General features: G+C 61.6%; 26 protein-coding genes. 19 read left to right on the forward strand and 7 right to left on the reverse strand.

Annotated features, from left to right (window positions below):
- Positions 1-213: 213 nt before the first annotated feature.
- Positions 214-1,920 (reverse strand): helix-turn-helix transcriptional regulator, encoded by a 1,707-nt coding sequence (locus BJL86_RS13600; RefSeq protein WP_067473555.1) that lies wholly within the window; start codon positions 1,918-1,920, stop codon positions 214-216.
- A gap of 448 nt (positions 1,921-2,368) precedes the next feature.
- Entirely contained in the window at positions 2,369-2,653 is a 285-nt protein-coding gene (locus BJL86_RS17640) for a hypothetical protein (RefSeq protein WP_067473553.1), read from the reverse strand.
- Here BJL86_RS17640 and BJL86_RS13605 point away from each other — a divergent pair.
- Positions 2,537-4,657 carry a DUF4135 domain-containing protein gene (locus BJL86_RS13605; protein ID WP_414836063.1) on the forward strand — a complete coding sequence of 707 codons (2,121 nt, stop codon included), beginning with the start codon at positions 2,537-2,539 and terminating at the stop codon, positions 4,655-4,657. The two genes, BJL86_RS17640 and BJL86_RS13605, sit on opposite strands and share 117 nt — an antisense overlap.
- Here BJL86_RS13605 and BJL86_RS13610 read toward each other — a convergent pair.
- Entirely contained in the window at positions 4,638-5,717 is a 1,080-nt protein-coding gene (locus BJL86_RS13610; protein ID WP_156515269.1) for a sensor histidine kinase, read from the reverse strand. The two genes, BJL86_RS13605 and BJL86_RS13610, sit on opposite strands and share 20 nt — an antisense overlap.
- A gap of 203 nt (positions 5,718-5,920) precedes the next feature.
- Between BJL86_RS13610 and BJL86_RS13615 the strand changes: the two genes are divergently transcribed.
- Positions 5,921-6,154, forward strand: coding sequence for a hypothetical protein (locus tag BJL86_RS13615; RefSeq protein WP_067473541.1), 234 nt, complete (start codon positions 5,921-5,923; stop codon positions 6,152-6,154).
- 13 nt (positions 6,155-6,167) lie between these two features.
- Here the strand turns inward: BJL86_RS13615 and BJL86_RS13620 are convergent, their stop codons facing one another.
- The gene (locus BJL86_RS13620; protein WP_156515268.1) at positions 6,168-6,758 is read right to left on the reverse strand and encodes a response regulator transcription factor; all 591 of its coding nucleotides are present in this window, start codon (positions 6,756-6,758) and stop codon (positions 6,168-6,170) included.
- 416 nt (positions 6,759-7,174) lie between these two features.
- Between BJL86_RS13620 and BJL86_RS13625 the strand changes: the two genes are divergently transcribed.
- The 16 genes from BJL86_RS13625 (at position 7,175) to BJL86_RS13670 (ending at position 17,991) form a co-directional block, all read left to right on the forward strand.
- Positions 7,175-8,197 carry a methyltransferase gene (locus BJL86_RS13625; RefSeq protein ID WP_075845033.1) on the forward strand — a complete coding sequence of 341 codons (1,023 nt, stop codon included), beginning with the start codon at positions 7,175-7,177 and terminating at the stop codon, positions 8,195-8,197.
- Entirely contained in the window at positions 8,194-9,270 is a 1,077-nt protein-coding gene (lxmK, locus tag BJL86_RS13630) for a class V lanthionine synthetase subunit LxmK (protein WP_067473535.1), read from the forward strand. The genes BJL86_RS13625 and lxmK overlap by 4 nt, the downstream gene beginning before the upstream one ends.
- A 14-nt stretch (positions 9,271-9,284) precedes the next feature.
- Positions 9,285-10,166 carry a T3SS effector HopA1 family protein gene (locus BJL86_RS13635; protein ID WP_156515267.1) on the forward strand — a complete coding sequence of 294 codons (882 nt, stop codon included), beginning with the start codon at positions 9,285-9,287 and terminating at the stop codon, positions 10,164-10,166.
- Between the two features lie 74 nt (positions 10,167-10,240).
- A complete protein-coding gene (locus BJL86_RS17215; protein ID WP_156515266.1) occupies positions 10,241-10,387 on the forward strand; it encodes a hypothetical protein in 147 nt (48 codons plus the stop codon).
- A gap of 62 nt (positions 10,388-10,449) precedes the next feature.
- Entirely contained in the window at positions 10,450-10,590 is a 141-nt protein-coding gene (locus BJL86_RS17220; protein WP_156896131.1) for an LxmA leader domain family RiPP, read from the forward strand.
- Between the two features lie 65 nt (positions 10,591-10,655).
- A complete protein-coding gene (locus BJL86_RS17225; protein ID WP_156896132.1) occupies positions 10,656-10,796 on the forward strand; it encodes an LxmA leader domain family RiPP in 141 nt (46 codons plus the stop codon).
- 65 nt (positions 10,797-10,861) lie between these two features.
- On the forward strand, positions 10,862-11,002 hold the full coding sequence (locus tag BJL86_RS17230) for an LxmA leader domain family RiPP (RefSeq protein WP_156896132.1): 141 nt from the start codon (positions 10,862-10,864) through the stop codon (positions 11,000-11,002).
- Positions 11,003-11,067: 65 nt separating this feature from the next.
- Positions 11,068-11,208: an LxmA leader domain family RiPP gene (locus BJL86_RS17235; protein WP_156896132.1), complete on the forward strand. Its 141-nt coding sequence runs from the start codon at positions 11,068-11,070 to the stop codon at positions 11,206-11,208.
- A gap of 65 nt (positions 11,209-11,273) precedes the next feature.
- A complete protein-coding gene (locus BJL86_RS17240; protein ID WP_156896131.1) occupies positions 11,274-11,414 on the forward strand; it encodes an LxmA leader domain family RiPP in 141 nt (46 codons plus the stop codon).
- 85 nt (positions 11,415-11,499) lie between these two features.
- Positions 11,500-12,501 carry an LLM class flavin-dependent oxidoreductase gene (locus tag BJL86_RS13640; RefSeq protein WP_075845035.1) on the forward strand — a complete coding sequence of 334 codons (1,002 nt, stop codon included), beginning with the start codon at positions 11,500-11,502 and terminating at the stop codon, positions 12,499-12,501.
- Complete coding sequence (locus tag BJL86_RS13645; protein WP_067470703.1) at positions 12,498-13,034, forward strand: flavoprotein; 537 nt, start codon at positions 12,498-12,500, stop codon at positions 13,032-13,034. The genes BJL86_RS13640 and BJL86_RS13645 overlap by 4 nt, the downstream gene beginning before the upstream one ends.
- Positions 13,031-13,933, forward strand: coding sequence for a hypothetical protein (locus BJL86_RS13650; protein ID WP_067470706.1), 903 nt, complete (start codon positions 13,031-13,033; stop codon positions 13,931-13,933). Before BJL86_RS13645 ends, BJL86_RS13650 begins: the two co-directional genes overlap by 4 nt.
- A 16-nt stretch (positions 13,934-13,949) precedes the next feature.
- Positions 13,950-15,545 carry a peptidase M16 family protein gene (locus BJL86_RS13655; protein WP_067470708.1) on the forward strand — a complete coding sequence of 532 codons (1,596 nt, stop codon included), beginning with the start codon at positions 13,950-13,952 and terminating at the stop codon, positions 15,543-15,545.
- Positions 15,546-15,613: 68 nt separating this feature from the next.
- Positions 15,614-16,579, forward strand: a complete 966-nt coding sequence (locus tag BJL86_RS13660; RefSeq protein WP_067470710.1) for an ABC transporter ATP-binding protein — start codon at positions 15,614-15,616, stop codon at positions 16,577-16,579.
- Positions 16,576-17,406 (forward strand): ABC transporter permease, encoded by an 831-nt coding sequence (locus BJL86_RS13665; RefSeq protein WP_067470712.1) that lies wholly within the window; start codon positions 16,576-16,578, stop codon positions 17,404-17,406. The genes BJL86_RS13660 and BJL86_RS13665 overlap by 4 nt, the downstream gene beginning before the upstream one ends.
- 21 nt (positions 17,407-17,427) lie before the next feature.
- A complete protein-coding gene (locus BJL86_RS13670) occupies positions 17,428-17,991 on the forward strand; it encodes a carboxymuconolactone decarboxylase family protein (protein ID WP_067470714.1) in 564 nt (187 codons plus the stop codon).
- Here the strand turns inward: BJL86_RS13670 and BJL86_RS13675 are convergent.
- Positions 17,988-20,426, reverse strand: coding sequence for a glycoside hydrolase family 65 protein (locus tag BJL86_RS13675; RefSeq protein WP_075845036.1), 2,439 nt, complete (start codon positions 20,424-20,426; stop codon positions 17,988-17,990). The genes BJL86_RS13670 and BJL86_RS13675 overlap by 4 nt on opposite strands.
- Before the next feature lie 43 nt (positions 20,427-20,469).
- Positions 20,470-21,162, reverse strand: a complete 693-nt coding sequence (locus tag BJL86_RS13680; RefSeq protein WP_067470716.1) for an HAD family hydrolase — start codon at positions 21,160-21,162, stop codon at positions 20,470-20,472.
- A gap of 150 nt (positions 21,163-21,312) precedes the next feature.
- Here BJL86_RS13680 and BJL86_RS13685 point away from each other — a divergent pair, with 150 nt between their 5' ends.
- Positions 21,313-22,158 carry a hypothetical protein gene (locus tag BJL86_RS13685; RefSeq protein ID WP_067470717.1) on the forward strand — a complete coding sequence of 282 codons (846 nt, stop codon included), beginning with the start codon at positions 21,313-21,315 and terminating at the stop codon, positions 22,156-22,158.
- Between the two features lie 83 nt (positions 22,159-22,241).
- Here the strand turns inward: BJL86_RS13685 and lpdA are convergent, their stop codons facing one another.
- The gene (gene lpdA, locus BJL86_RS13690) at positions 22,242-23,633 is read right to left on the reverse strand and encodes a dihydrolipoyl dehydrogenase (protein WP_067470719.1); all 1,392 of its coding nucleotides are present in this window, start codon (positions 23,631-23,633) and stop codon (positions 22,242-22,244) included.
- Positions 23,634-23,668: the final 35 nt, after the last annotated feature.

Consider the following 23,668-nt stretch of genomic DNA (forward strand, 5'->3'; position numbering starts at 1 on the left):
GAGACGACGCTCGACGCATTCCTTGCCGAATCGCCGCGGGCTCATCTCGAGGTCCTACCTGCCAACCATGACGTCGGGCTCGGCGATTTCTAGAGCACTTTAGGCAAATGCGGTGGAATGCCGACACGAGCGGGAAGAGCACACCGACCCTCGATCATTTGGACATCTGACGAGCCTGAATCCGCATACCGGTGGCACCGTTGTTCGAAGTCATTACGCGCCATGTCGCTCGGCCGCCGCATTGGCGAGCACGGCCACACTGACTCGAGAATCGCATCCCCACTTACGCATGATGTTCCGTAAGTGGCTCACGACAGTCCATTTGGAAATCCCAAGTTCTGAGGCAATTTCTCCGTTCGACTTCCCCTTGGCGACTAGTCGCGCGACATCGCTTTCTCTCGCCGTGAGATCTTCGCCTCCTGCCTGTGATTCTGGGGACTCCAAGCTCGCAACCGGACCAACCAATCGAACCAACATCGCATGTGCCGGGGAGCGGGCGCCCTCGCACCGCGTCAGTGGAATTCCCCGAACGGCTGTGAATGCCGCGTGTACCGCAGCCTCATCGACCGCTACTGCGGGATCCGCCGCCAATGACGAAAGGAGGTCACCCACCAGCGTCGAGTCAACCTCGCCTGGACGTCCTGAGATCGCAGTTGAAAGGCTATGGACGACGGCGACCTCACCCAGGCGCCCTGCCGTTTCCCTAGCCGCTGCGAGTCGCCTACGCGCCGATGCCTCGTCCCCATTCCTTGCGTCGGCAAGCGCGTGGGCTATCTCAAATCGCGCGATCAGGATCTCGTTTCCTGAGATGGCGATCAATCCGCCCAGTTCCCCGAGTATTTGTTCAACTGCGCGGTGGTTCCTATCGTGCAGAAGGCGGCTGGCCAAATCCAGCCCCGCATCCATGACGGTCGCGACGTCCATTCCCGCCACAATGGACACGTGTAGCTTTTCCGCCACCGAGTTTGTGTCGACGCGTTCGGACCAAATCTTCGCCGCCATCTCCGTTTTCCATTCGAGCGCCCGCCACAACGGGGATGTATCAGACGAGTCTGCACCTCGCGGAGCCCGAATTATTCGCACTGCCTTCTCGAGGTCTCCTTCGGCGTACCAAAGCTCGGCAAGCGCACACATGACAACGTCCCGTTGCGGGCTCCCCGTGAAGCCGGACGAACAATTCGACAGCGCGCGCAGCAGACTTCTGTGAAGTCCGACGGCGGCAAACGACGGTGCCGCTGCACGTGCGAGATCGGCAACCGCAATTAAATCCTTGCGCTCAAGACTCCTCCTGATCGACACGAGAACCGAGCGCCGGTGCGTCAGGATCGCCGAAGTTGGGAAATCCCTCACGAGCTGGAGGACAAAACGATCCATCACGCGCTCGAGCTCTGCAATCTCAGTCTTCCCGAAATCGTCTTCCGCCCACTTCTGCCACTCACGATAGGCATATGCGCAGCCTGACCAGGTCAAACTCAGCCAGAGCCCCCGAGGCGGGCCTACAGTATCGAACCGTGAGGGCGTGACCAACCCGGCCGCCTCGAGCTCGCTCCATGCATCGTCCGTCGCTCCACCGACGATTCGAAGCTCACGAGCGGAGGCGAACCCACAAGAAAGGAACAGCGCACGTATCTGACCGCGGGCATCGGCACTCAGCTCGGCGCCAGATCCGACCTCGACGTGCGCGGCCACCGTCGCCGCGAACGACTCCCAGAGAACCCCATTGTGCACGGCGTCGATGACTACTTGGGGACCGAGATCCGACACCACCCGCACCGCGAGGTCTGCATCGTCCAACTCGATCGGCGATCGGCACACTGCGATGGACGCGCTTTGAACCTCGGACTCCGAGAGGGCAATCGACCAGGTTCTCAATGAGTCCGCAAGGGCTTCGACGGCAGAACTTCCCACACCACGCACCACGCGCACTCCCTGAGTTACCTAATCATTTACGCACTGTTTACCACCTTGAACTGCACCTAAGCGATCACTCTAGCGCGTTCCCCTGGACACGGTCGTGTGATTCGACTCAGTGAAAAGAGCCAATACACAACGGAGCGAAGGTACTGGATCCACACCCATGCGATCACCGGCATCCCACAGACGTGCGAGTCGTGACGAATGGCACTGACATATCGCTGCGTTTCAGCACGCTTTTCGCTGTCATAGCGTCGGAATCGACGGGCACAACGAGTCCTCGTCGCTTCACTTCGACATTCCGAACAAAGGAGTAACCCTTGTCTTTTCATCGCGCCAATGAAGCAGAGATCATCACTTACGCGTCCCAGACTCTCGCGAACTACGCCGGTGGTTGGTCAGTTCCCACCGTCGTGCCCTCCGCAAACTGCAACCCATTCGATTGATCAACGAGCTACGCCGCGAGCTTCGCGGGGTAGATGAACGGGTTGACCTCGATTCGTTTGTCCGCCACGCAGAAGTCACAGCCGAAACGATCGCCGCCAATATTTCTTGCGCTGCGGTCGATTTCGGCGATTTTCCCGCCGCAACCGAAGTTCTGCACTCCGCTATGTCGTCGCCCATAGCTTGGGCCCGCGAAGCGAAATGCCGCTTTGTACGAGACAGTTCGGAGTTGCGGCGACACAGCCTCATCGGTGGCCGATTGTCGAGAATCGAGCTTTTGGGTGGAGACGACCACGGCGCAAAGGCACCTGTGGTCGCGTTCCACACTGAAGGCGGTTCGATCGTGCATAAGCCCCGGTCAATCTCGACCGACGCACTTTTCGGTAGCGCGCTCGCACTACTTAGCGACTCACCGCGAATACCAGCGGTTCTGCAGCGTCAGGGGTACAGCTGGCACGAGGGACTACCTTCGTCCGAGCTCCCTCGGGGAGAAACTTACTACCAAAGGCTTGGTGCGATCCTAGTGACGGCGAGCGCCCTCGGCTCGGTCGACCTCCATCGAGAGAACGTAATCTGCACCGGCGATTCCCCAGTGGTTGTAGACACGGAGACCGTGCTACAACCGCAGTTCGCTCGCCCCGCGTGCATTGCCGCAGATCTACTCGCTCACTCTGTAGGCGCCACAGGAATGTTGGGACATCCCACTAGAGAAACTATTCCCACTATCGATAACAGCCATCGGAACCACGCAGCCGCCATAATCGACGGAGCGACCTCCGCGCTCGCCCTCCTCCGCGAGCGAGGTAACGAGATGCGCGCTCTCATCGCTGGTTACTCCGATCCGGTTCGGTGCATCGTTCGCCCCACAGCGCTATATGCCTCGTTGCTACAACTCCGACTCGACGAGAAACACCTACGCGTTCCGGATGAGTTTCGACTCTTCTGCCTAAGCCTTCCTGGAGCGGATCTTCTCGGGGAAACCGCGCTCAACCGCGAGATCACCATGTTGAGCCGAGGGCACATACCGATTTTCCATGTAACCCCTGATGCGCGCTCCCTTTCTCCCGGGGGCCGCGAGTTCGTAGAGACCGCCCGGGAGCGGGCCTACCGCTGCCTCGCTCTAGCCGAAAACCTCACAGACGACGCACTCGCGCAGACCATCGACGCACACCTAGGCTCTACACGTTCGGTTAAGGAGCCTCCGGACGGAATCATCAGCCTCGCGCACCGCGACGAGCAGGGCGTTCCGCGCATAGCCATGCACCGCATATCCTCTGAATCCGCCGATTGGTTCGGTCCGGATCTGAGCATGTACCACGGCGGTGGGGCGCTTCTTTCCGTGGCCAAGTACCCCGCCTCGCAGGGCATGATCGACACGTTCGTCGACTACGCGCGCGATATGCTCAGCCGATCTCACGGCGAAAACGAGGAGCATGCCGGCCCCTTCACGGGAGACGTCTCCACCTGGTGGCTCTCACACGAACTATTCGCAGTAACAGGAGACATTCGACTCGCTAAAGCGCGGGACGATCTAGCCAGCGTTTTCCTCGCACGATTGCCCGACCGGAATCTGTCCAACTGGGACCTCGCTTCCGGCGGTGCTGGGATAGTAGCGATGCTGTCGTCGGCAGCACATGTTCCCCATCTCCTCCCAGGGCCGGTTATAGCCTCACTCAACGAGCTTGCCGGACGACTCTTTAGCGAAGTCGTCGCGGAGTACGAGTCAGGCCAGTGGGAACCCGAATTTGCATCGATGCCACCAGAATCGCCTGTGACCGTACCCGGCGTCGCGCACGGCTGGACAGGACGAGCATGGGCGCTCGCCCGTGTCGCCAACCTTGAATCAGTACGCGCCCGTCCGGAACTTCGGCCCCTCCTTCGCGAAGCCCTCTCTCGGATCCGTTGCGCGCAGAACGGCGATCCCACGTGGTGCTCAGGGCGTGCTGGTCTCGAAATTGCGGAGGCCGAGATCGCCCTCGCACTCGATACGCCCGCTAGAGGGCTGTCGCACCGTGCATGCGATGCGAATTTTGAGGAACTTGATGCCACAATCTGCCATGGACTGGCTGGCATCCGACTCGCACGCCTTCATCGAACCGGTCTGGGTGCAACCATCGATGACGTCGGAGCCACCACATTTCTCCAAGCAGAAGGAGTGCCACGACGTTCCTTCGAACCAGCGGCAAAGGCATGGGGAATGATGACTGGGCAACCCGGGATCTCCTTGTCCGAGAACATCATTGCCGGCTTGGAGCCAACCGGCTTCAACCCCGTTGCTCTCACCGTCTCCCGGCCGTAGCCGTCATCTCGCAAGTCAGCGTAAATCGGTCTCCCTTAATCTCAGTCAACAGCTCACCGCCAAGCGAGGCGACTCGCTCACGTAAGCCGAGGATTCCGGTCCCCTCTCCCGTAGTGCCACCCGCCTTCGCGCCGACGCCGTCGTTGCTGATCACCATTCGGTTGTCGACGAAGATTATCGAGCATTCAGTGGCTTGAGGGGCATGTCTGATGATGTTCGTCGCCCCCTCGCGAAGGGCCCAAGCCGCCATCTCTGCCGAGCGTTCGTCCAGATCAACGGTGCCCTCGTCCTCAACCTCTGCGAGGATTCCGCGCGCACGAAGAACCATCAGTGCGTCTTCGAGCTCGGCCTCAAGAGAAATATTTCGGTAGCCCTGCACAATTGCGCGGGTTTTGCGCAATGAGCTTCGGGCTTCGGTGCCAATTTCCTCGAGATAATTGCGGCGTGCGACGTCATCGGATTCAAGGGCGAGTTCAGAGCGAAGAGCGATCGACGTGAAAGAGCGGCCTACGATGTCGTGCAGATCGCGGGAAAATCGTACGCGTTCTTCGTCGACCTGGAGTTCCGCGATCTTCCGGCGGTTCTCGTCGACTTCCGTGATCAAGGATCGAATCCACATGAGCAGAGTCACCACGAGAATATCGCCGACGAACCCGTTGGCCGCCATGCCCAACGCGACACCTACGTCGGTGAACAGCGTCAAGACCAGCACCGACACCAGCGTCACCGCGATGCCATAGCGTAGCCCGGCCAACGAAGCGAGAATCACCAGCAGAAAGAAGAAATAGACCTTGCCGGTGAAGGACGACTCAAAATCGTCTTCCCACACTGCAAAGTCGATGGCGACTGCAAGAACAAAGACCCCAGCTACGAACAGCACGGCAAAAACGAGATTTCGGCGTAGCTCTGGGGTCTTCCGCGGCTCCCGCGCCATTGAGCGGAAGACGAACAACACGCCAGTGAGGAACGACGTCGTCATTACGATGGCCGAAAAAAGCGATTGCCCCAGATTCTTTCCATCGAAAGCCTGGGCGACAAAGGGAAAATAGCTGTAGATCAAAAGAACTAGGAGGACCAGGGCCAATGGAACGGCAGCCCTCCGCTGGAATCCTGCTGCTGGAAGCAAATGAGGCGAGTCGCCTAGGACATTTCTCACGCTCAACTCCTGATCTCTTGCACTAAAGAAGTACGCGCTCAGTCGGCAAAGTCGAATTCGAAGGTGAAAGAGGCAATACACCGCAACTCGAAGAGGTCTGATATCCCATGGAACATTTCTCCAAAGACGTCATGAAGTTCACTCCCGCCCCCACATTGGCACGCGAAATTCCGGTTACCATCGCAAACCTCCTGTTCAGCATCATTGGTATCGCGATTCTCATCGCAGTCAGCGGCGGCGTGGATGCTCTAGTCATCGGATTCGCCGTCGTCATGCTCGGGTACTCGCTCGGGCGAACTGCCTATGTCGCCGTTCGAGGACCTCGTTACGACAAGGCGTGATCACACAAGCTGACTAAGCCTCGATCCAGCCACGCTCGACGGCCAACTTCGCGGCCTCGTGGCGGTTCCTGGCACCCAAGGCGGACATCGCCGACGACAGATAGTTGCGCACCGTTCCCACGGCTAGGTGCAACTCGTCGGCGATGTCCGCTACTGGTGTTCCTGGAAGGACCAACCTGAGAACATCCGCTTCTCGGGGACTTAATGGGCTTTCCGGCGCTCGGACCATTTCTGCTGCTAGTTGCGGATCGACAAACGACTGCCCGTCTCGAATTTTGAAGAGAATTGCCGTGAGCTCGTCTACCGGAGTTGCCTTCGTAACGTATCCGCTTGCGCCGGCCGCCATCGCCTCGCGCATCGTCGACGCCTTTACGCTCGCGGTAAGAATGACAACTTTTGTTCCGAATTCGACTATCGATTTGCACGCAGCGATTCCATCAACTCCGGGCATCTCCACATCGAGCAACGCAATGTCCGGTTGGTGAGCGCGGACCAAATCGATCGCGGCCTTCCCGTCATCTGCTCCACCCACGATTTCGATTCCCGTACGCAACGCGAGTAGCTCTTCGAGCGCGGAACGTATCGTCGCTTCGTCGTCGGCCACGATTACCCGAATCTCGGTTCCACCTATTTCTTCCCCCACAGCACTCCCGCTTCTCTCGGCGCGAATTCATCCGCGTTTAGCCGCGTGTCAGTTTAACGGAACTTCGTCTCCTTACTGCTCGAGAAAGAATCGACGCACCTTTCATTTGCCTGCACTTTTCCTGCCGTTCGTTTTAGAGTTCGCAGCCACTAGCGCGCCGGGAAATTCCCGGAATTCTCATCCAGCGCCTCTGCTCTCCGTTTCAGACGAACCACAAATGTCCGCGCAGTCGATGACATACCTCACGCGAAAGCTATGACCGAATAATGACGGTTTCCCACTTTTCGACACTGTTTCTACGAGCAGGGATTGAGAATTATGGATATCGCAAGCAACACAGATGAATCCCATAAACGAGCCAGCGAAAGGAGCGACGAATGACAGTTAACGACCTGAATACAGAATTACTTTCGACGCTCGTATCAAAAGGTGATCTTGTCACGCCCATGAGCATTCGCGCGGCCGTTCGAACCGGCATCATTGATGCGGTCGGAAATTCAGCGTCCAGCGCTATCGAAATTGCTCGGCAAATCGATGGCAATGTTCGCGCGGTCACCACAGTTCTCGATCACCTCGTAGCGGAGGGGGTGTTCGCCAAAAGCGACGGAAACGATTACTCGCTCACCGAAATGGGAAAGTTCCTCTCAGAAAACAACGCTGAACTGGGCATACGCGCCCTGTTTGACGGACGCACCCTCGTCGGAAAGAACGAACTTGCTCTTTCCGATCTTCATCACACGCTACTCACCGGCCGACCAGCTACTGAAGCACACAGCGGCCAGACACTGTGGGAAGAAATCGATAACGCCAACCAATCTGTTAGCGAATTCGACTGGGAGACCCCTGGTTTCGCCGCGGAGATTGTCCTTGAGGATTCACTGTGGAGAAACGTGGATTCTGTCATCGATCTGGGCGGGAACACTGGGTCACTGGCCATTGCTCTTCTCAATAAATATCCGCATCTGTCCGCCTCCGTGCTTGACTTTAAGACCTTTACTGCCGAAGCCGAAAAGCGAGTCGTAAACAGCGCTATGGAGCATCGACTCAAAGGCATTGAGGGCAGTTTCTTCGATGACCTACCGCTCGGTCACGATGTCTATCTCCTATCTGCCATCTTGGCCGACTGGGAAGACGACGCGTGCGTGCAGATTCTCGAAACCGTCAGGCGCGCCGCGCACGCGTGCGGTGGTCTGCTTGTCGTCGCCGAAGTTCACCTCTCGTCAAGCGGAGAACTCGCACCTGCGACATCTACCGATGTTCGTCTCCAAGCTTCCGTGACGCGGCCGGACCGGACCGCAGCAGAAGTAATCGCCCTCATCGAATCGTCGGGCTTCGAAATCGTACGAAGCGACACGTCTCAGCCCGACCGCTCGCTTGTGATTGCGAGGACCGCAAAATGAGCAACCTAGTCGATTCAGTTCTCAATCAGTTGCGCTCCAGCACAAATGATCAGTACTTCGATTCCATTGCTTCGGACGATGTCGAGCAGCTCTTCGGCAGGAACATTAATCTTTCCGTTCGTACCGATTCCGGCAAGTACTTCGTGAAGAAATTACGCTTCTCGAACTACGCGGAGAAGCTCGAAAACTCACGGGCATACGAGGCACTCTTCCATCGCGGAGACTTCCCGGAGATTCCGCGTTGCCCAAGAACCTCAAAATTCGACTCGGACCATGGGCTGATGGTTCAAGATCTTCTCACCGATGCCGAGGACGGAATAACGCTGATGACCGAACAGCGATTCCGACCGGCCGACGCGCATACGATTGGTCGTCAGCTAAGCGCTTTACATTCTGTCCCGGTGAGCGAAGTTCCCCAGATTAACGAGGGCAGCCCGGCTCCGAATCTCACGTACCTAGATGAAATTCCCCTTGATGCTTTGGTCCACATGACCAACGGTGAGATCAATGCCTACGGGTTGATTCAACGAGACGCAGAGCTTGTGGCTGCCCTATCACAGTTGTCAGCAGAGTCCCACGAAGCGGACTGGGCTCCGATCCACGGAGACCTACGCGTCGACCAAGTGCTCATCGATCAGTCCGGACCATGGATTATCGACTGGGAGGAATTCGGTCAGGGTGACCCGGCACGCGACACCGGTTCGTTTATCGGCGAATGGATCTACCGAGCCGTCCTTGATATCCCCACGAGCCGCGGCGGCGGAACCAGTCTTGGCGACACCGAAATCAGTGCTGGCGAGATAGTTCGACGAGGTCACGAGAAAGCTGCGTCTTTGGCACATACGATCTCGGCTTTCTGGAGCGGGTACGAATCGATTCGAACTGTTGATAACGACTTCGTGAAACGAACCGGCGGATTCGCCGGCTGGCATCTACTTGATCGTCTTTTCGCGGGCGCGCAGTCCTCGGCCACTCTTTCTCCGATCCAACGAGCCGCCGCGGGAGTCGGGCGTGCAGCCTTGCTCAATCCATTGGGCGTGTTCGCCCTGGCAGGAATTGAGGTGACGAAATGACACACGCACCAATCTTGATCGAACCCGAAAGCTTTCCCATGCTCGTAGACCGCCTCACGATCGATACCGACGAGTGGCGAGCACACTTTGACGGCGAGACCGTGGTCGGCGCCGACAGGAGGGATCTCGAATCCCAGCTAGGGCGCAAGCTCTACGAGCGTTGGCACGTGCGCTGGCCCGCTGGGCGAAACTCCCTTTCCCGCATCGATCGGGATCCAGAAACAGAACAGATTATTGAGGCGGCCCTGGGCAAACACTCAATCACGATGCCGATCCAATGGTCGACCGAACGCAACAATGAGCCCACCGCTTCCCTGATGGGAGTGCGAATCACGTCGCCGAAAGTATGCGAAGGCGTCGAGAACATTCGAATGCCTGACGTGTGGCCGGCGATCTCACCAGGGTTTGTCATGGTCTTCGGGGCGAGAAGGCCTATTGGCAACGAACATGGACAGGCATTTCGGCTCTATCTAGGCGGCGACGATCTCGCCTCGACGATTCCGTGCTTCGTTCGGATCGTCCACACCTTGCGGGCATCGGATGTTGGTTGGCAGGCAAAGATCGCATCCTCAAACGTTGTCTATCCCCGATCCGACGCAATCACCATCTATCTCGATGCGCGCGATGCGGACGTCGTCCATGAGCTCGTCAGAAGTCTTCCGGTCGATCGATCCCCCCAGGTACCTACGTCGATGTTCGTCCGGAAACTCGGTCCAGGAATCGGTTGGGCACAAGAGCCCAACGACAGCTCCCGACGAGGACTCAGCTACGGGCAGCATCGCTCGTCGATCGTGGCTCGTGCCGCACTGAATTCGGCGCTGAGCGGTTCATCTCGCATCGACGAACTGCTCGCCGATGCACGAATTGATCCATTCAACCCGTGGAGAAATTCGTAATCCGGTCGCCTCACGACTCCGCCGGTGAACCCGCCGCGCACGCCAATTCCACCCCGACAAGAAAGCGATTTCCCATGTCCTACAGCATCCTCGATGGCCTGCACGAATTCGTCGAAATCGATGAGTTCGTCAGCGCAGAGTACGCCGGATTGCCGACAACCACGACCATGATGCCGCTTCCTGGAACCACGACTCTGTCGCCGAACATCTGGTTCAACTAGACCACCTGTCCGAAACACCACCACCCAACGCCCAACCGGGCAACACCGAAAGGAACACCACCATGCACAACGACATCCTCGACGGCTTCAACACCTACGCCACCCCGGCAGAGCTCGCCGACACCAACGCAGCCGACACCCCGGCCACCACCGTCCCCTGCTCCGCTCTCGCCAGCATCACCACAGCAGAGCTCGGCTGCTAACAGACCACCTGACCGAAACACCACCACCCAACGCCCAACCGGGCAACACCGAAAGGAACACCACCATGCACAACGACATCCTCGACGGCTTCAACACCTACGCCACCCCGGCAGAACTCGCCGACACCAACGCAGCCGACACCCCGGCCACCACCGTCCCCTGCTCCGCACTCGCCTCCTACGGCACCGCGAAGCTCGGCTGCTAACAGACCACCTGACCGAAACACCACCACCCAACGCCCAACCGGGCAACACCGAAAGGAACACCACCATGCACAACGACATCCTCGACGGCTTCAACACCTACGCCACCCCGGCAGAACTCGCCGACACCAACGCAGCCGACACCCCGGCCACCACCGTCCCCTGCTCCGCACTCGCCTCCTACGGCACCGCGAAGCTCGGCTGCTAACAGACCACCTGACCGAAACACCACCACCCAACGCCCAACCGGGCAACACCGAAAGGAACACCACCATGCACAACGACATCCTCGACGGCTTCAACACCTACGCCACCCCGGCAGAACTCGCCGACACCAACGCAGCCGACACCCCGGCCACCACCGTCCCCTGCTCCGCACTCGCCTCCTACGGCACCGCGAAGCTCGGCTGCTAACAGACCACCTGACCGAAACACCACCACCCAACGCCCAACCGGGCAACACCGAAAGGAACACCACCATGCACAACGACATCCTCGACGGCTTCAACACCTACGCCACCCCGGCAGAACTCGCCGACACCAACGCAGCCGACACCCCGGCCACCACCGTCCCCTGCTCCGCTCTCGCCAGCATCACCACAGCAGAACTCGGCTGCTAAGACCCCTCCTCGGGACTGCCGCGGCGTAAGTCGGCCACGCCGCTTACGCCGCGGCACCTCCGCATCCTTCCCGGAAGGCCTTCACATGAATAACCCTGCATTCTCCCTGAGCGCTTACGCCCCATATTCCACCCCGGACGTCGCTTCGATGGCGTGGTGGGTAGCCATGAGCTCCACACTAAAACTCGATCGTATTTGGTTCGGACAACAGACTTTCGCGCCAGTGGTTGCAGGGGTTGGTTATGCATCGGGCAGAGGCCATCGGGCAGCCGTCGGGACTGCGGTCACGGTAATGCCCACGACAACCCCCTTTGCCACCGCACAGGAGTTGCGGGCCACTTCACGATTGACCGGCAAGAAAACATGCGGATACTTGTCGCCCGGATATCCGGAGATCCAACGACGAATGACCGGATCACAATGGGCAAGTCCCCTCACCGCGACCCGAGAGTTCGTCGCAGCTGTTCGAAGTCTTCTGGCCGGAGCGGACACCGATATCCGCGGGGAATACTTCCACACGGCCCACCAAGCGACCGGCGTCGATGATAGCGAGTCGTGCGAAATCGGCCTTGGTGTTCTCCGGCCAGGGATGGCCCGGCTCGCGGGAGAAATCGCGGACGGCTTCATCACCTGGCTTTCCGGCGCCGAATACTTCTCCCAAGTCCTATGCGCGGAAGCCAACGCAGCGGCCGACGCAGCTGGGCGGAGTCGACCCCGCGCTGTCGCGACTTTGCACGCTGCTCCCGAAGTGCCCGACGCCGATGTCCCCGACATTGTCCGAGGCGCAATCGGTCCACACCTTTCGGCGCCTCATTATCGGGACATGCTCGAACGCTCGGGGATTCCACTCCACGAGATTCCGACGGACGTAGACCTTCGTAACGTTGCCGACCGCGGGCTCTTCTGTACCGGGGACCACCAAGAGATCATCGATCGCGCCAATGCACTGGCCTTTGCCGGCGCCGACGAAGTATCGATAGTCCTCCACCAGCGACCGGGGCAAGGGCTCACCGAGCTGTTCGACGACTGGGCTGCACTTGCTGCCGCACACGATCCGGTCTTGCAACGGAATGAGCTGGCATCATGAGGCTCGCCATAGTCGTGACCGGAGCGCTCAGCGCCTCGTTCATTCCCTATTGGGCGAACTGGCTTTCGCTGACGCGGTCCGATGTCATCCCGCATTATCTCATCAGCTCCGCGGCCGAGAAGTTCGTCTCTGCCGGTGCCGTACGCGCCATCAGTAACGCCCGAGTGGATATCGACGACTGGAACGTCCACGATGACGCCCTCCACGTCGAGCTTGGCGACTGGATGGACGCCATGCTGGCGTACCCGTGCAGCTTCGACTATTTCGCCAAAACCGCAACCGGGATCGTCGACCGCCCGTCACTACTTGCCAAAGCATGTTCGAACGTCCCTCTGGTTCTCGCTCCCGGACTTCCTCCCGGGGCTGTCGAGGGCCCCGTCTACCGACGGCATCTCGAGGCACTCCGCAAGCGCGACGACATCACCGTCGTCCCCCCTACCCCGGCACGCAGCACGTCGTCCCGCCGCTCCGCCTACAGCGCGGCACCCCTGGGCGATTGTCTCGTCGCTCTGAACGAAAGTCACGTCGCATGACCACCAGCACCAGTCTCACCCAGCAGTTCGGGACCGCGCTTCGACGCACCACTATTTATGACGTCGGAGGCGGGCATCCCGCTCGGTGGATTCGCACGGCTCCTGATCCTCGGCAAAAGTTCGCACGCATGGACATCACACCGCCCGCGCCACTCGAGTCGGGGAGCAGGTTCGTGATCGGCGGCACGGACCCGAGCGAGCGTAGCTACGTGTTGCCAGGAGCAACACCGATGGTCGAGCAGTTGCTTACCGATCCCACGACGCCATTCAACTGGGAAGACACCTACTCGCAGTGGGGCCAGCTCCTCGGGACTCTGCACGCGAGTCCCGCCCCCGTCGAACACGAGGCACCGCCAGCACGCACCCGTGTTCGACGATGGTGGAATGGTGGCGACCTGCACTCTGATCCCTGGCGAGTCGAATCGCGCGCACTTTTCTTCGATGAGCTGAACACTGAATGTGTCTCTTCCCTGACTGAACTTTTCAACGATGCCCGACGCGATGGCAACACTCTCGTCCACGGTTGGGCCGGATTCGGACAGTCGGTTTTCGACCGGAATTCGGAGAACGGGATTGCGGCGATCCTCGGCGAAGACATCGGTGTCGCTAATCCGGAATTCGATCTCGGCGCGCTCCTCGCGCAATCCGTTGAGCTCGCCGTATTCTCCCCGCCCGGCACGATGCCACAACCGAGCCAATGCCGCGCGGCGCTGCTCCACGGGTATTCCGCGACCGCGCCCCGAGAACCCGATGCGGGAGAGCTCAATGCGAGCTGCATTGAGAACATCGTCCGCCACGTCGCCGACTTCACGTGCTTTGCCGAGGTCGACCAGGCCGAAATTCCGCGTTGGTCGCATCTGGTCAATTGGCTGGAAACACGTCGAAATCTGGCCGAGTAAGAACGAAGGAAAGCCGATGGAGCGGATAAGACTGGGCACGTTCGACGTCATAGTCGAAGACTGTCCCGGAAGGCGCGCGATCGATGTGGCAACGGCAATCGGAAGGGGACATCGAGACGACCCGGTGGATCGTTCCGGTACCGCGCACCTGGCCGAGCATGTCCTCGCGCGAGTGGCCGCTGTCCACGAACTGCAGGGTTATGGGGCGAACTTCAGTGCGACGACACATGGCGGACATCTCGAATCGCGAACTGTCGCTCCTGTCGGCCTAGCCGATGAGGTTCTCCGTCGCGAGGCACGCCGACTTTTCGCTCCGGCGCGGATCTGCGAGCAGGATTTCGAACGACAGCGAGCGGCAGTTCTCGACGAGATCGCCGCGCTGAACGAGTCCGATTCACCATGGCCGGAGCTCGGCCAAGCGGTGTTCGGAGAAGACTCGCTGCTGGCGAGAGACGGGATGGGAATCGAGAACGATGTACGCTCCGTCGATGCCGGCGACGTCTCGCACTTCGTCGACACGGCCCGGATGCGCGGAGGTGCCATCGTCGTTTCTGCCGATCTGACGGCGATCGGAGGAATAGCGTCCGTGATGAAGGCGCTCCACCCTGGTAGGCCCCGCTCGGATCGTGCGGTGCACACCCCTCTGCGGCCTGGCTCTCGGCCGGGAAACGGGGCATGCCGCGGTCGTGTCTCGGTTCCCTGGTTGGGCTGGCGAATCCCCGGTTTCGCCGAGGATCTTCATGAGCACATACTCGTTGCTGCGGTCGGAGAAATTCTGCGTCGACGCGGCTTGTCTGTTCGCGTCGGCCGCTCCGGGCCGCTGTACTCTGCCGATACCGATATTTTCGCCCTCGCAATCCCGCCCGGACAATCAGAGGTCTGTGCGAAAATCGCGGAACCGTGCACACGAAGTGAGCTCGAAGCGGCTAGGTCGGAGCTCGAGAGAATCTCCCGAGAATGTGAGACGGGCACTCTGCTCCGAGCGCGTTCGACGACACTCCTCCGGGACACCCAGGACCTGGCAGACACGGTGAGCACGGTCATCGACGAACTCAGTACCGACGACCTCACACGGAGGCTCACACGCTTCGCATCGGCACCCGAAGGACGGGTGGACCCCATTCGGGATTCAACGCCCGCAAGGCCGGGAAGATTTAGTTTCGCGCAGCACCCAGGCAGTGAGGATGCCGAGGGGTCTCTCCTGGTGGAGCGATCGTTTCTCACGAATTCGCTTATGCATGTGCCCACTAGGACCGATTCCATGCACGCATGCGAATGGCTGGCCGTGGCGATGTTGAACTCCATCGACCGACTTGCCCATGGACGCGCGCCGATCGTCCGCGCCGCAAGGCCTGTAGCAGCGGGCCCGTTGCTCCGACTTGATTCATCGATCAAGGAACTCACGGATGTCGTCGATTCGGCCGATGTCGACACCATCTCAGAGCTCGCCTGCTTCTGTGCCGGTCAAACCCTCGTCGAGACGGCGGATTCTCCCTGGCCCGGCCACAACCCTCACGCCGAGATGTTCGCCGCCGAGCTCCTAGACGCCGACCCGGATTTGGTTCGGGCCGCGGGCTACCGTCTGGCGCTGCACTCGGTTTCGGGCGCCTGACAAATGTCATACGAGGTCCGATCACTACACACTGTGATCGGTCCGCCGGCGACGGAATAGTGAGAACCATGACCTCCACGACTTCTCCCGAATCGCTCGTCGACGCCACCGACATCGTCTATGAATACGGCGGCACATACAAAGCCGTCGATGGAGTCTCGCTGCATGTCGGGCGCGGCGAAATCTACGCCCTCCTGGGAACGAACGGCGCGGGAAAGACCACCACGCTGGAAATTCTGCAGGGCTTCCGGAAGCCGAGCTCCGGCTCCCTTTCGGTATTCGGTGTCGCTCCCGCGAGATCCCCGCACGTCCTGCGCTCACGCACCGGCGTCGTCCTGCAGGAAGCTGGACACTTCGGCGAAATCACGGTCCGCGCGGAAATGAAGATGTGGGAGTCGATCTCGTCCCGAGTCGACGACATCGAACGCGTCCTCGGCCTCGTCGAACTCACCCACCGAATGAACACCAAGATCGACTCGCTCTCCGGTGGCGAACGCCGACGCCTCGACCTGGCAATGGCGATCTGGGGCGCCCCCGAGCTCGTCATTCTCGACGAGCCGACGACGGGTCTCGATCCCGAGTCGCGGCGCACGCTGTGGTCGCTGGTTTGGGACCTTCGGGCGGCCGGAACCACGATCATCCTCACCACCCACTACCTCGAAGAGGCCGAGGAACTTGCCGATCGCGTGGCCATCATGCACCGGGGCAGGCTGGCGATCGAGGGCACGCTGGACGAGGTTCTCGCCAGTCGGCCCTCGCGCATCCAGGTCGACGTCCCGGAATCGTTCGTCCCCGTCCTCTTCGACTCGGCGCCCGCAGAAATCGAGATCACTCGCGATTCGTGGCGGCGCCCGGCCGAGGAGGGATTCACCGCTCTGCAACTGTCCTCGACAAGGCAGCAGGCCTCGTTGGCCTGGTTGTTGGAGACTGCCCGACGTCATAACACCGACCTTGGCCCGTTGCGAGCGAGCCCCGCCTCGCTTGAGGAAGTCTTCCACCACATTCGAAATGAAGATCGGGAGCCAATCGCATGACCACTTTCACCGAACCGGAGATCTACACCGAACCCATGACGTCTTCGCCACCGACGCCCTACCGCAAGGTCAGCCCATTCAGTCGAATGCTCAAGATGATGCAATTCGAGGCCTCGATGGTGTTCCGACAGCGCAACACGCTGCTCGCCACCGTTTTGGCTCCGCTGTTCGTTCTTGCTTTCCCGATCTTGACTCGTCCCGATTCCGACTCGGCGTGGATTCAGCTTGTCGCTCCGATGACCGTGCTCGTCTTGGTCTTCTCGGTGTACATCACCGCCGCGACGGTGCTCGCCGCGCGTCGCGAAAACCAGATTCTCAAGCGGATGCGCACCAGTGAACTCACGTCCGTCGAACTCGTGGCATCGATGACGCTGCCGCTGATTCTGCTAGGAACCATCCAGGTCGCGATCGTTCAACTCGGGGTCCTCGCGATGGGCGGCCCGCTCCCGGCCAACGTCGGGCTCTTCGCGCTCGCGACGCTCGGCTCCGCGGTGCTTTCGGTGACGGCCGGAGTGGCCGTCGGCGCAATCTCGCCGAACAGCGAACGTGTCCAGTACACGGCCATGCCACTGCTTCTCATCGCCGCGATCGGCTCCAACCTCATTGTCTCCCCGGCCAGCGACACCGTTCGAAGCTACCTGCTTTTCGCCCCCTTTACGGGCATGGTCGACCTGGTAGCCAATGCCTTTGGCTTCCCCGAGGACGCCCTGGCCGAGCCGCCGCTCGCCATTGGCTCGGTGGGAATGGATCTCGCGGCCACCGGCTTCTGGGTGGTCGTGATGCTCTTTCTGGCGACCATCTACTGGCGTTGGGAACCGCGGCGCTAAGTCAACCTTTAGGCTGGGGCCATGAGTGATCCCGGATCGACCGCATCCTTTTCTCCCCGCGTCACGCCAGGCAAAGGCCTCGAGCTCAGCCCGCTGGCGCTGCTCGCCTCGAAGATCGGCTCGAAGGTCACCGGCACCGACGATGTCCGGCTCTTCTCCACCCTCGGCAGGGTCCGCCGCCTCTTTCCTGCCTGGCTGCTGTATTCGGGCATGATGATGCCTTTCGGAGTGCTTTCCCGCAGGGAGACCGAGCTTGTCATCCTGCGCGTCTCGCACCTCCGAGGCAGCGCCTACGAGCGGAACCACCACGAGCACCTCGGTGCACGCATCGGTCTGACGTCGGAGGAAATCACCCGCACCAAGGCCGACCCGCGCGAAGCAGGCTGGCCCGCCCGGACCGCCTCGATGCTGCAGGTTGCCGACGAACTCGTGGAAACGAAGGACGTCTCCGACGAGACGTGGTCCGAGATATCACGCCACCTCAATGAGCGAGAGCTCATCGGGCTGGTCATGCTCGTCGCGCAGTACGACGGTCTCGCGACGACTCTGCACACCCTTCGCGTGCAGCTCGACAACAAGAATTAGTCGGTCTTCTTCTCCGGCTTCGCGAGCGGGGCGACGAGCCTCTCACCGGGGGTGATCGTGTACTCGGCGCCCTGGACGAAAATGTCGAGTGAGCGGTCGCCGACCTCGAGATCGAATGCGATCTCGTCGGCGGTCACCTCGACGCGGACCCGCTGGCCGCGGATAGTCAGGCGGTAGGTGAGTTTGTCCCACTCCTCGGGGAGGCGGGGGTCGAAGGTGATGTCGCCGCCCGGGTCGCGCATGCCGCCGAAACCGCACACGAGCGCCGACCACACGCCGCCCGTCGAGGCTATGTGCACCCCGTCCGCGGCATTGCCGTGCACGTCGGCGAGGTCGACGACGAGAGCCTTGGAGAAGTGCTCGAAGGCTTCCTTCGCGTATCCGATCTCCGCGGCGATGATCGACTGCACGACCGCGGACAGCGTCGAGTCGCCGGTGGTGAGCGGATCGTAGTACTCGAAATCCGCCCGTTTCTCGGCGTGGGTGAAGTCCTCTCCGCGGAGGAAAAGCGCGAGCACGACGTCAGCCTGCTTGAGCACTTGGTGCCGGTAGATGACGAGCGGATGGTAGTGCAGAAGCAGCGGCCGGTGCGGGTTGTCGATGTCCTTGTCCCACACCTCTTTGTCGAGGAAATGCTCGTCCTGCGGATGCACCTCGAGCTTGTCGTCGTAGGCGATGAACATCTGCTCGGCCGCGCGCTGCCAGTCGTCGATCTCGTGCTCGCGGAGGCCCAGGCGGTGGACCATCGTCTCGTACTCGTCGGGCACCCGGCGAGCCATCTCGAGAACCACGGTCACCGCGGCGTGGAGGTTGGCGCGCGCCATGACGTTGGTGAACAGGTTGTTGTCGACGACGGTGGTGTACTCATCGGGGCCGGTCACCCCGTGGATGTGGAACTCCGAGCGCGAGTTGAAGAAGCCGAGCGACACCCACATGCGCGCGGTCTCGACGAGGACGTCGACGCCTTCGCGTGCCATGAAACGGAGGTCACCGGTGGCGAGGGTGTACTTGACGAGCGCGTGCGCGATGTCGGCGTTGATGTGGTACTGCGCCGTCCCCGCCTCGTAGTAGGCGGAGGATTCGCGTCCGTTGATCGTGCGCCACGGATACAGGGCGCCCTCGACCGAAAGCTCCTTCGCGCGGTCGCGAGCTTCCTGGAGCAGCGAATACCGGAAGCGCAGGGCATTGCGCGCCGCCTGCGGCGAGGTGTAGGTGAGGAACGGCAGCACGTAGGTTTCGGTGTCCCAGAAGTAGTGGCCGTTGTAGCCGGACCCGGTCACTCCCTTCGCCGCGATGCCGTTCTGCTCGGCGCGCGCGGAGACCTGCGCGAGCTGGAAAAGGTTCCAGCGAATCGCCTGCTGGGTTTCGGGGGCACCTTCGACTTCGACGTCAGACCTTGCCCAAAAGTCCTCGAACCAGTCGCGCTGGTACTGCTCGAGCGCCTCGACACCGGCCTCGCGGGCGCGGCGCAGTGTGCGCGAGCAGCGGTAGCCGAGTTCGCGCACCGGCGTGCCGACGGAGGTGTGATACGACGCCATCTTGACCAGGCGGATGACGCGGCCGGGCTTGGCGTGCACGTGGTAGACGGACTTGGCGGAGTCGTCGTCGATGAAGGTGCGCAGCTCGTAGTCGTTATCGGTGATGAGCTGGTGGTCGGTGGCGACGGCGATGGTCATGCCCGAATTGGCGCAGCGGTAGCCGAGGATCTGGTGCTCGCCCTCGCTGCGGCGCAGGCGCGGCTCGAGCACGCGATGACTGAACGCCTCGGCCTTGCGCGGGTCGAACTCGCCGCCGGCCTGCGAGGCGAGGTGGTACTCGTCCTCCCCGTCCTGCCGGTTGAGCAGCTGCGAGGAGATCACGACCGGGGCGGAATCCTCCGGGAGCACGACTTCGTAGGTGTAGACCACGAGGTGCTTCTCCTCCATCGACACCATTCGGGTCGAGTTGATCTGCACCATTTTTCCTGACGGCGTACGCCAGTTGACGCTGCGACGGAGGATGCCCTCGCGGAAGTCGATCGAGCGATCGTAGTCCTCGAGATCTGCGACCTGGAGTCGGAGGGGCTCGTCGTCGACATAGATACGGATGGTCTTCGAATCGGGCGCGTTGACGATGGTCTGGCCATCGCGGGCGAGGCCGAACGCGTCCTCGGCGTGCTCGATCTGCCAGGTCTCGTGGAAACCGTTGACAAAGGTGCCGTGCTGGGCGCTGTCGCGGCCCTCGTCCGGGTTGCCGCGGAGCCCGAGGAAACCGTTGCCCACCGCGAACACGGTCTCGGAGACGCCCAGCGGTCCCGCCTTCGGGCTCGTCTCGCTCCACCGCCACGGGTCGACCGGGTGCATGGAGCGGTCGATCTCCGGCACCTCGAGGTGGCTGCGGAGATTGACGCCGTGCGTCGTGCGGTTGAGTCCGGCGGAGGGAAGATAGGAATTCATCTCGGACCGACTTTCGAAGGAGGGTGTGGAGCCGGGCTAGAACTTACAACAATTCGTCGAGTTCACGCACGACGACGGTGGCTCCCGCCTCGCTCAGCGCGTCGGCGCCGGCGCCGCGGTCGACGCCGACGACGCCCGCGAAATCGCCTGCCGCGCCCGCCTGAACTCCGGAGATCGCGTCCTCGATCACCAGCGCGGTTGACGAGGGGACGCCGAGAAGTTCGGCACCGTAGAGATAGGTATCGGGGGCAGGCTTGCCGGGAAGCCCCTGGGCGGCGGACACGGCGCCGTCAACCACGTAGGTGAAGCGGTCGCGGAGCCCGGCGGACGTGAGTACCTGGGAGGCGTTTTTGGAGCTCGACACGACAGCCTTGGCGATACCTGCCTCGTCGAGCGCGTCGATGAAGCGCACGGACGCCGGGTACGGCTCGATTCCGGCGGCGAGGAGGTCGAGGAACAGCGTGTTCTTGCGTTCGCCGAGTTCTTCGACGTAGGCGTCATCGTGGTCCAGACCGCGGTCGTCGAGCAGCGAGCCGATCCCGGCGGTGCGCGGCTTGCCGTCGAGGAAGGCGAAGTAGTCGGCGTCGACGTAGTCGCTGACGCCCGCGGAGGCGAACAGCGGCTGGAACAGGCCGGCCCACGCCTGCATGTGGAGGTCCGCCGTGGGGGTGATGACCCCGTCGAGGTCGAACAGCACCGCACCGGCGCCGAAGAGCTTATCGTCGGCCAGTCCCATTTGCGCCCCCATATACGTCGATTGGATAGTTAGGTGTCACAGTATTACTAGGTGTCACAGTAGTTGTATCCACGCCAAGTCCGCGCCGATGCGCAGCAGCTTTGGCAGAATAGTTTCTTGATATTTGCTTGCACGTTAAGGGGACGTACTTTGAGAGCTCGAAAACTGCTCGCCGCACTCGCCGCATCGGCGACGGCCACGGCGCTTCTGGCGGGTTGCTCCGGCGGCGGCGAGGAAGAAGGAGTCTCCACCGCCGAGGAGGTCGTCGACGGCGCCCATCCCGCCGATGGCGAGGCCGCGGACCCCGAGCGCGATCCGCGCATCGGCACCAACACCGAGCTCGCCGAGAAGCTGATCACGGCCGAGGACCTGCAGGATTTCGACGCCAACGCGAAGACCTCGGAGCTCGATTCGGAGACGATCGTCAGCTACGTCGAGGGTCGCGAGGCGATCAAGGACGCCTCGGAGATCTTCGGCGGAACCTGCGACAGCGCGCTCGACACCGATGTCGTCGTCGACAGCCTGCTGGACGACGCCGTCATCAACCGCGTCTCCTTCCCGGAGGCCGAGGGCGAGGCGCCGAAGGACGCCGGCGCCACGACGGTCGCGCTGAAGCCGGGCAAGCTCGACGGGTTCCTCGACCGCTCCAACTACACCGGCTGCCAGGGTGCGCAGGCGCCGTCGACCGAGGTCCCCGGCGTCGAGGCCGGCAACGAGCCGTTCACGGTCACGCTCGGCATCGCGGTCGAGGACCTTACCGGTGTCGAGGGCGTCGAGGGTTTCCGCGAGGTACGCGACATCGTCAAGAGCAACGACGCGGGAGAGACCGCGCTCAGCCGCAACATCATCATCCACGCGTACGCGGGCGACACCACGATCGAGATCTCCTACAGCGCGAACAGCGACGGGCCGGACACGAACCCCATCACGGCGGTCGACAACGAGCGGCTGGGCGAGATCCTGTCCGCCCAGGCGGCGAAGCTCCAGGACGCCTAGTCGACGCCTTCTCCTTATGACGACGAAGGCGGGTATCTCCCCTGGTAGAGGAGGTACCCGCCTTTCTCGTACGTGTGGTCGCGCTAGAGGTTGATCATGTGGCCTTCGATGCCCTCGGCGGTTTCCTTGATCGCCTCGGACAGCGTCGGGTGGGTGTGCACGTTGCGCGCGATCTCGGCGGCAGTGAGGTCCCACATCTGCGCGAGCGTCAGCTCCGGAAGGAGTTCGGAGACGTTCGCACCAACGAGGTGCGCGCCGAGGAGCTCGCCGTGCGTGCCGTCGGCGACGAGCTTGACAAAGCCCGTGGGGTCGCCCTGGCCGAGCGCCTTGCCGTTCGCGGAGTACGGGAACTTCGACACCTTGACGTCGAAGCCCTCGTCCTTGGCCTGCGCCTCGGTGAGCCCGAACGACGCGACCTGCGGCTCCGAGAACGTCGCGCGAGGCATCATCCGGTAGTCGCCGAGCGTCTGGGTCTCGGCGCCGGCCATGGTTTCGGCGGCCACGACGCCCTGCGCCTCGGCGACGTGGGCGAGCTGGAGCTTGGCCGTGACATCGCCGATGGCGTAGATCCCGTCGACGTTGGTGCGCATCTGCTCGTCGATCGCGATGGCGCCGCGCTCGGTGAGCTCGACACCGGCTGCCTCGAGGCCGATGCCCTCGACGCGCGGGGCGAAGCCCACGGCGACCAGCACCTTGTCCACGACGAGAGTGTCGTTCTTCTTGCCGTCGGCGGACTCGATGTCGACCTCGACGGAGTCGCCCTTATCGCGAACCTCGGTGGTCTTGTGCGCGGTCTTGATGGTGATACCGAGCTTCTTGTACGCCTTGGTGATCTCCTTGGAGACGTCCTCGTCCTCGTTCGGCAGGACGCGGTCCAGGAACTCGACGACCGTGACGTCGACGCCGTAGTTGGCGAGCACATAGGCGAACTCCATGCCGATGGCGCCGGCGCCGATAACCACCATGGAATCGGGCAGGTCGCGGTCGACAATGAGTTCCTCGTAGGACACGACGTTGTCGGAGAGCTCGACCCCCGGGAGCGTCTTGACGACCGAGCCGGTGGCGATGATCGCGTTGTCGAAGGTGTACTTCTCGCCGTCGACCTCGATCGTGTGCGCGTCGACGAAGGTGCCTCGCCCGTCGATCTCGGTGATCTTGTTCTTCTTCATCAGGAAGTGGACGCCCTTGACGATTCCCGCGGATACCTTGCGGCTGCGATCGACAGCCTTGCCGTAGTCGAAGGTGACGTCGCCGGAGATGCCGAACTCCTCGGCCTTGTGCTTAAAGGTGTGCGCGACCTCCGCGTTCTTGATCAGGGATTTTGCGGGGATACAGCCCACGTTGAGGCACACGCCGCCCCAGTACTTCTGCTCCACAACAGCCACTTTGAGGCCGAGTTGTGCCGCGCGAATCGCGGATACGTAGCCGCCGGGTCCGGCGCCGAGGACGATGAGATCGAATTTGTTGTCAGCCATATTTCCCACAATATGCGACTTCGCTCAGATGCGCC

The sequence above is a fragment of the Dietzia timorensis genome, from assembly GCF_001659785.1.
GTDB classification, from domain to species: domain Bacteria; phylum Actinomycetota; class Actinomycetes; order Mycobacteriales; family Mycobacteriaceae; genus Dietzia; species Dietzia timorensis.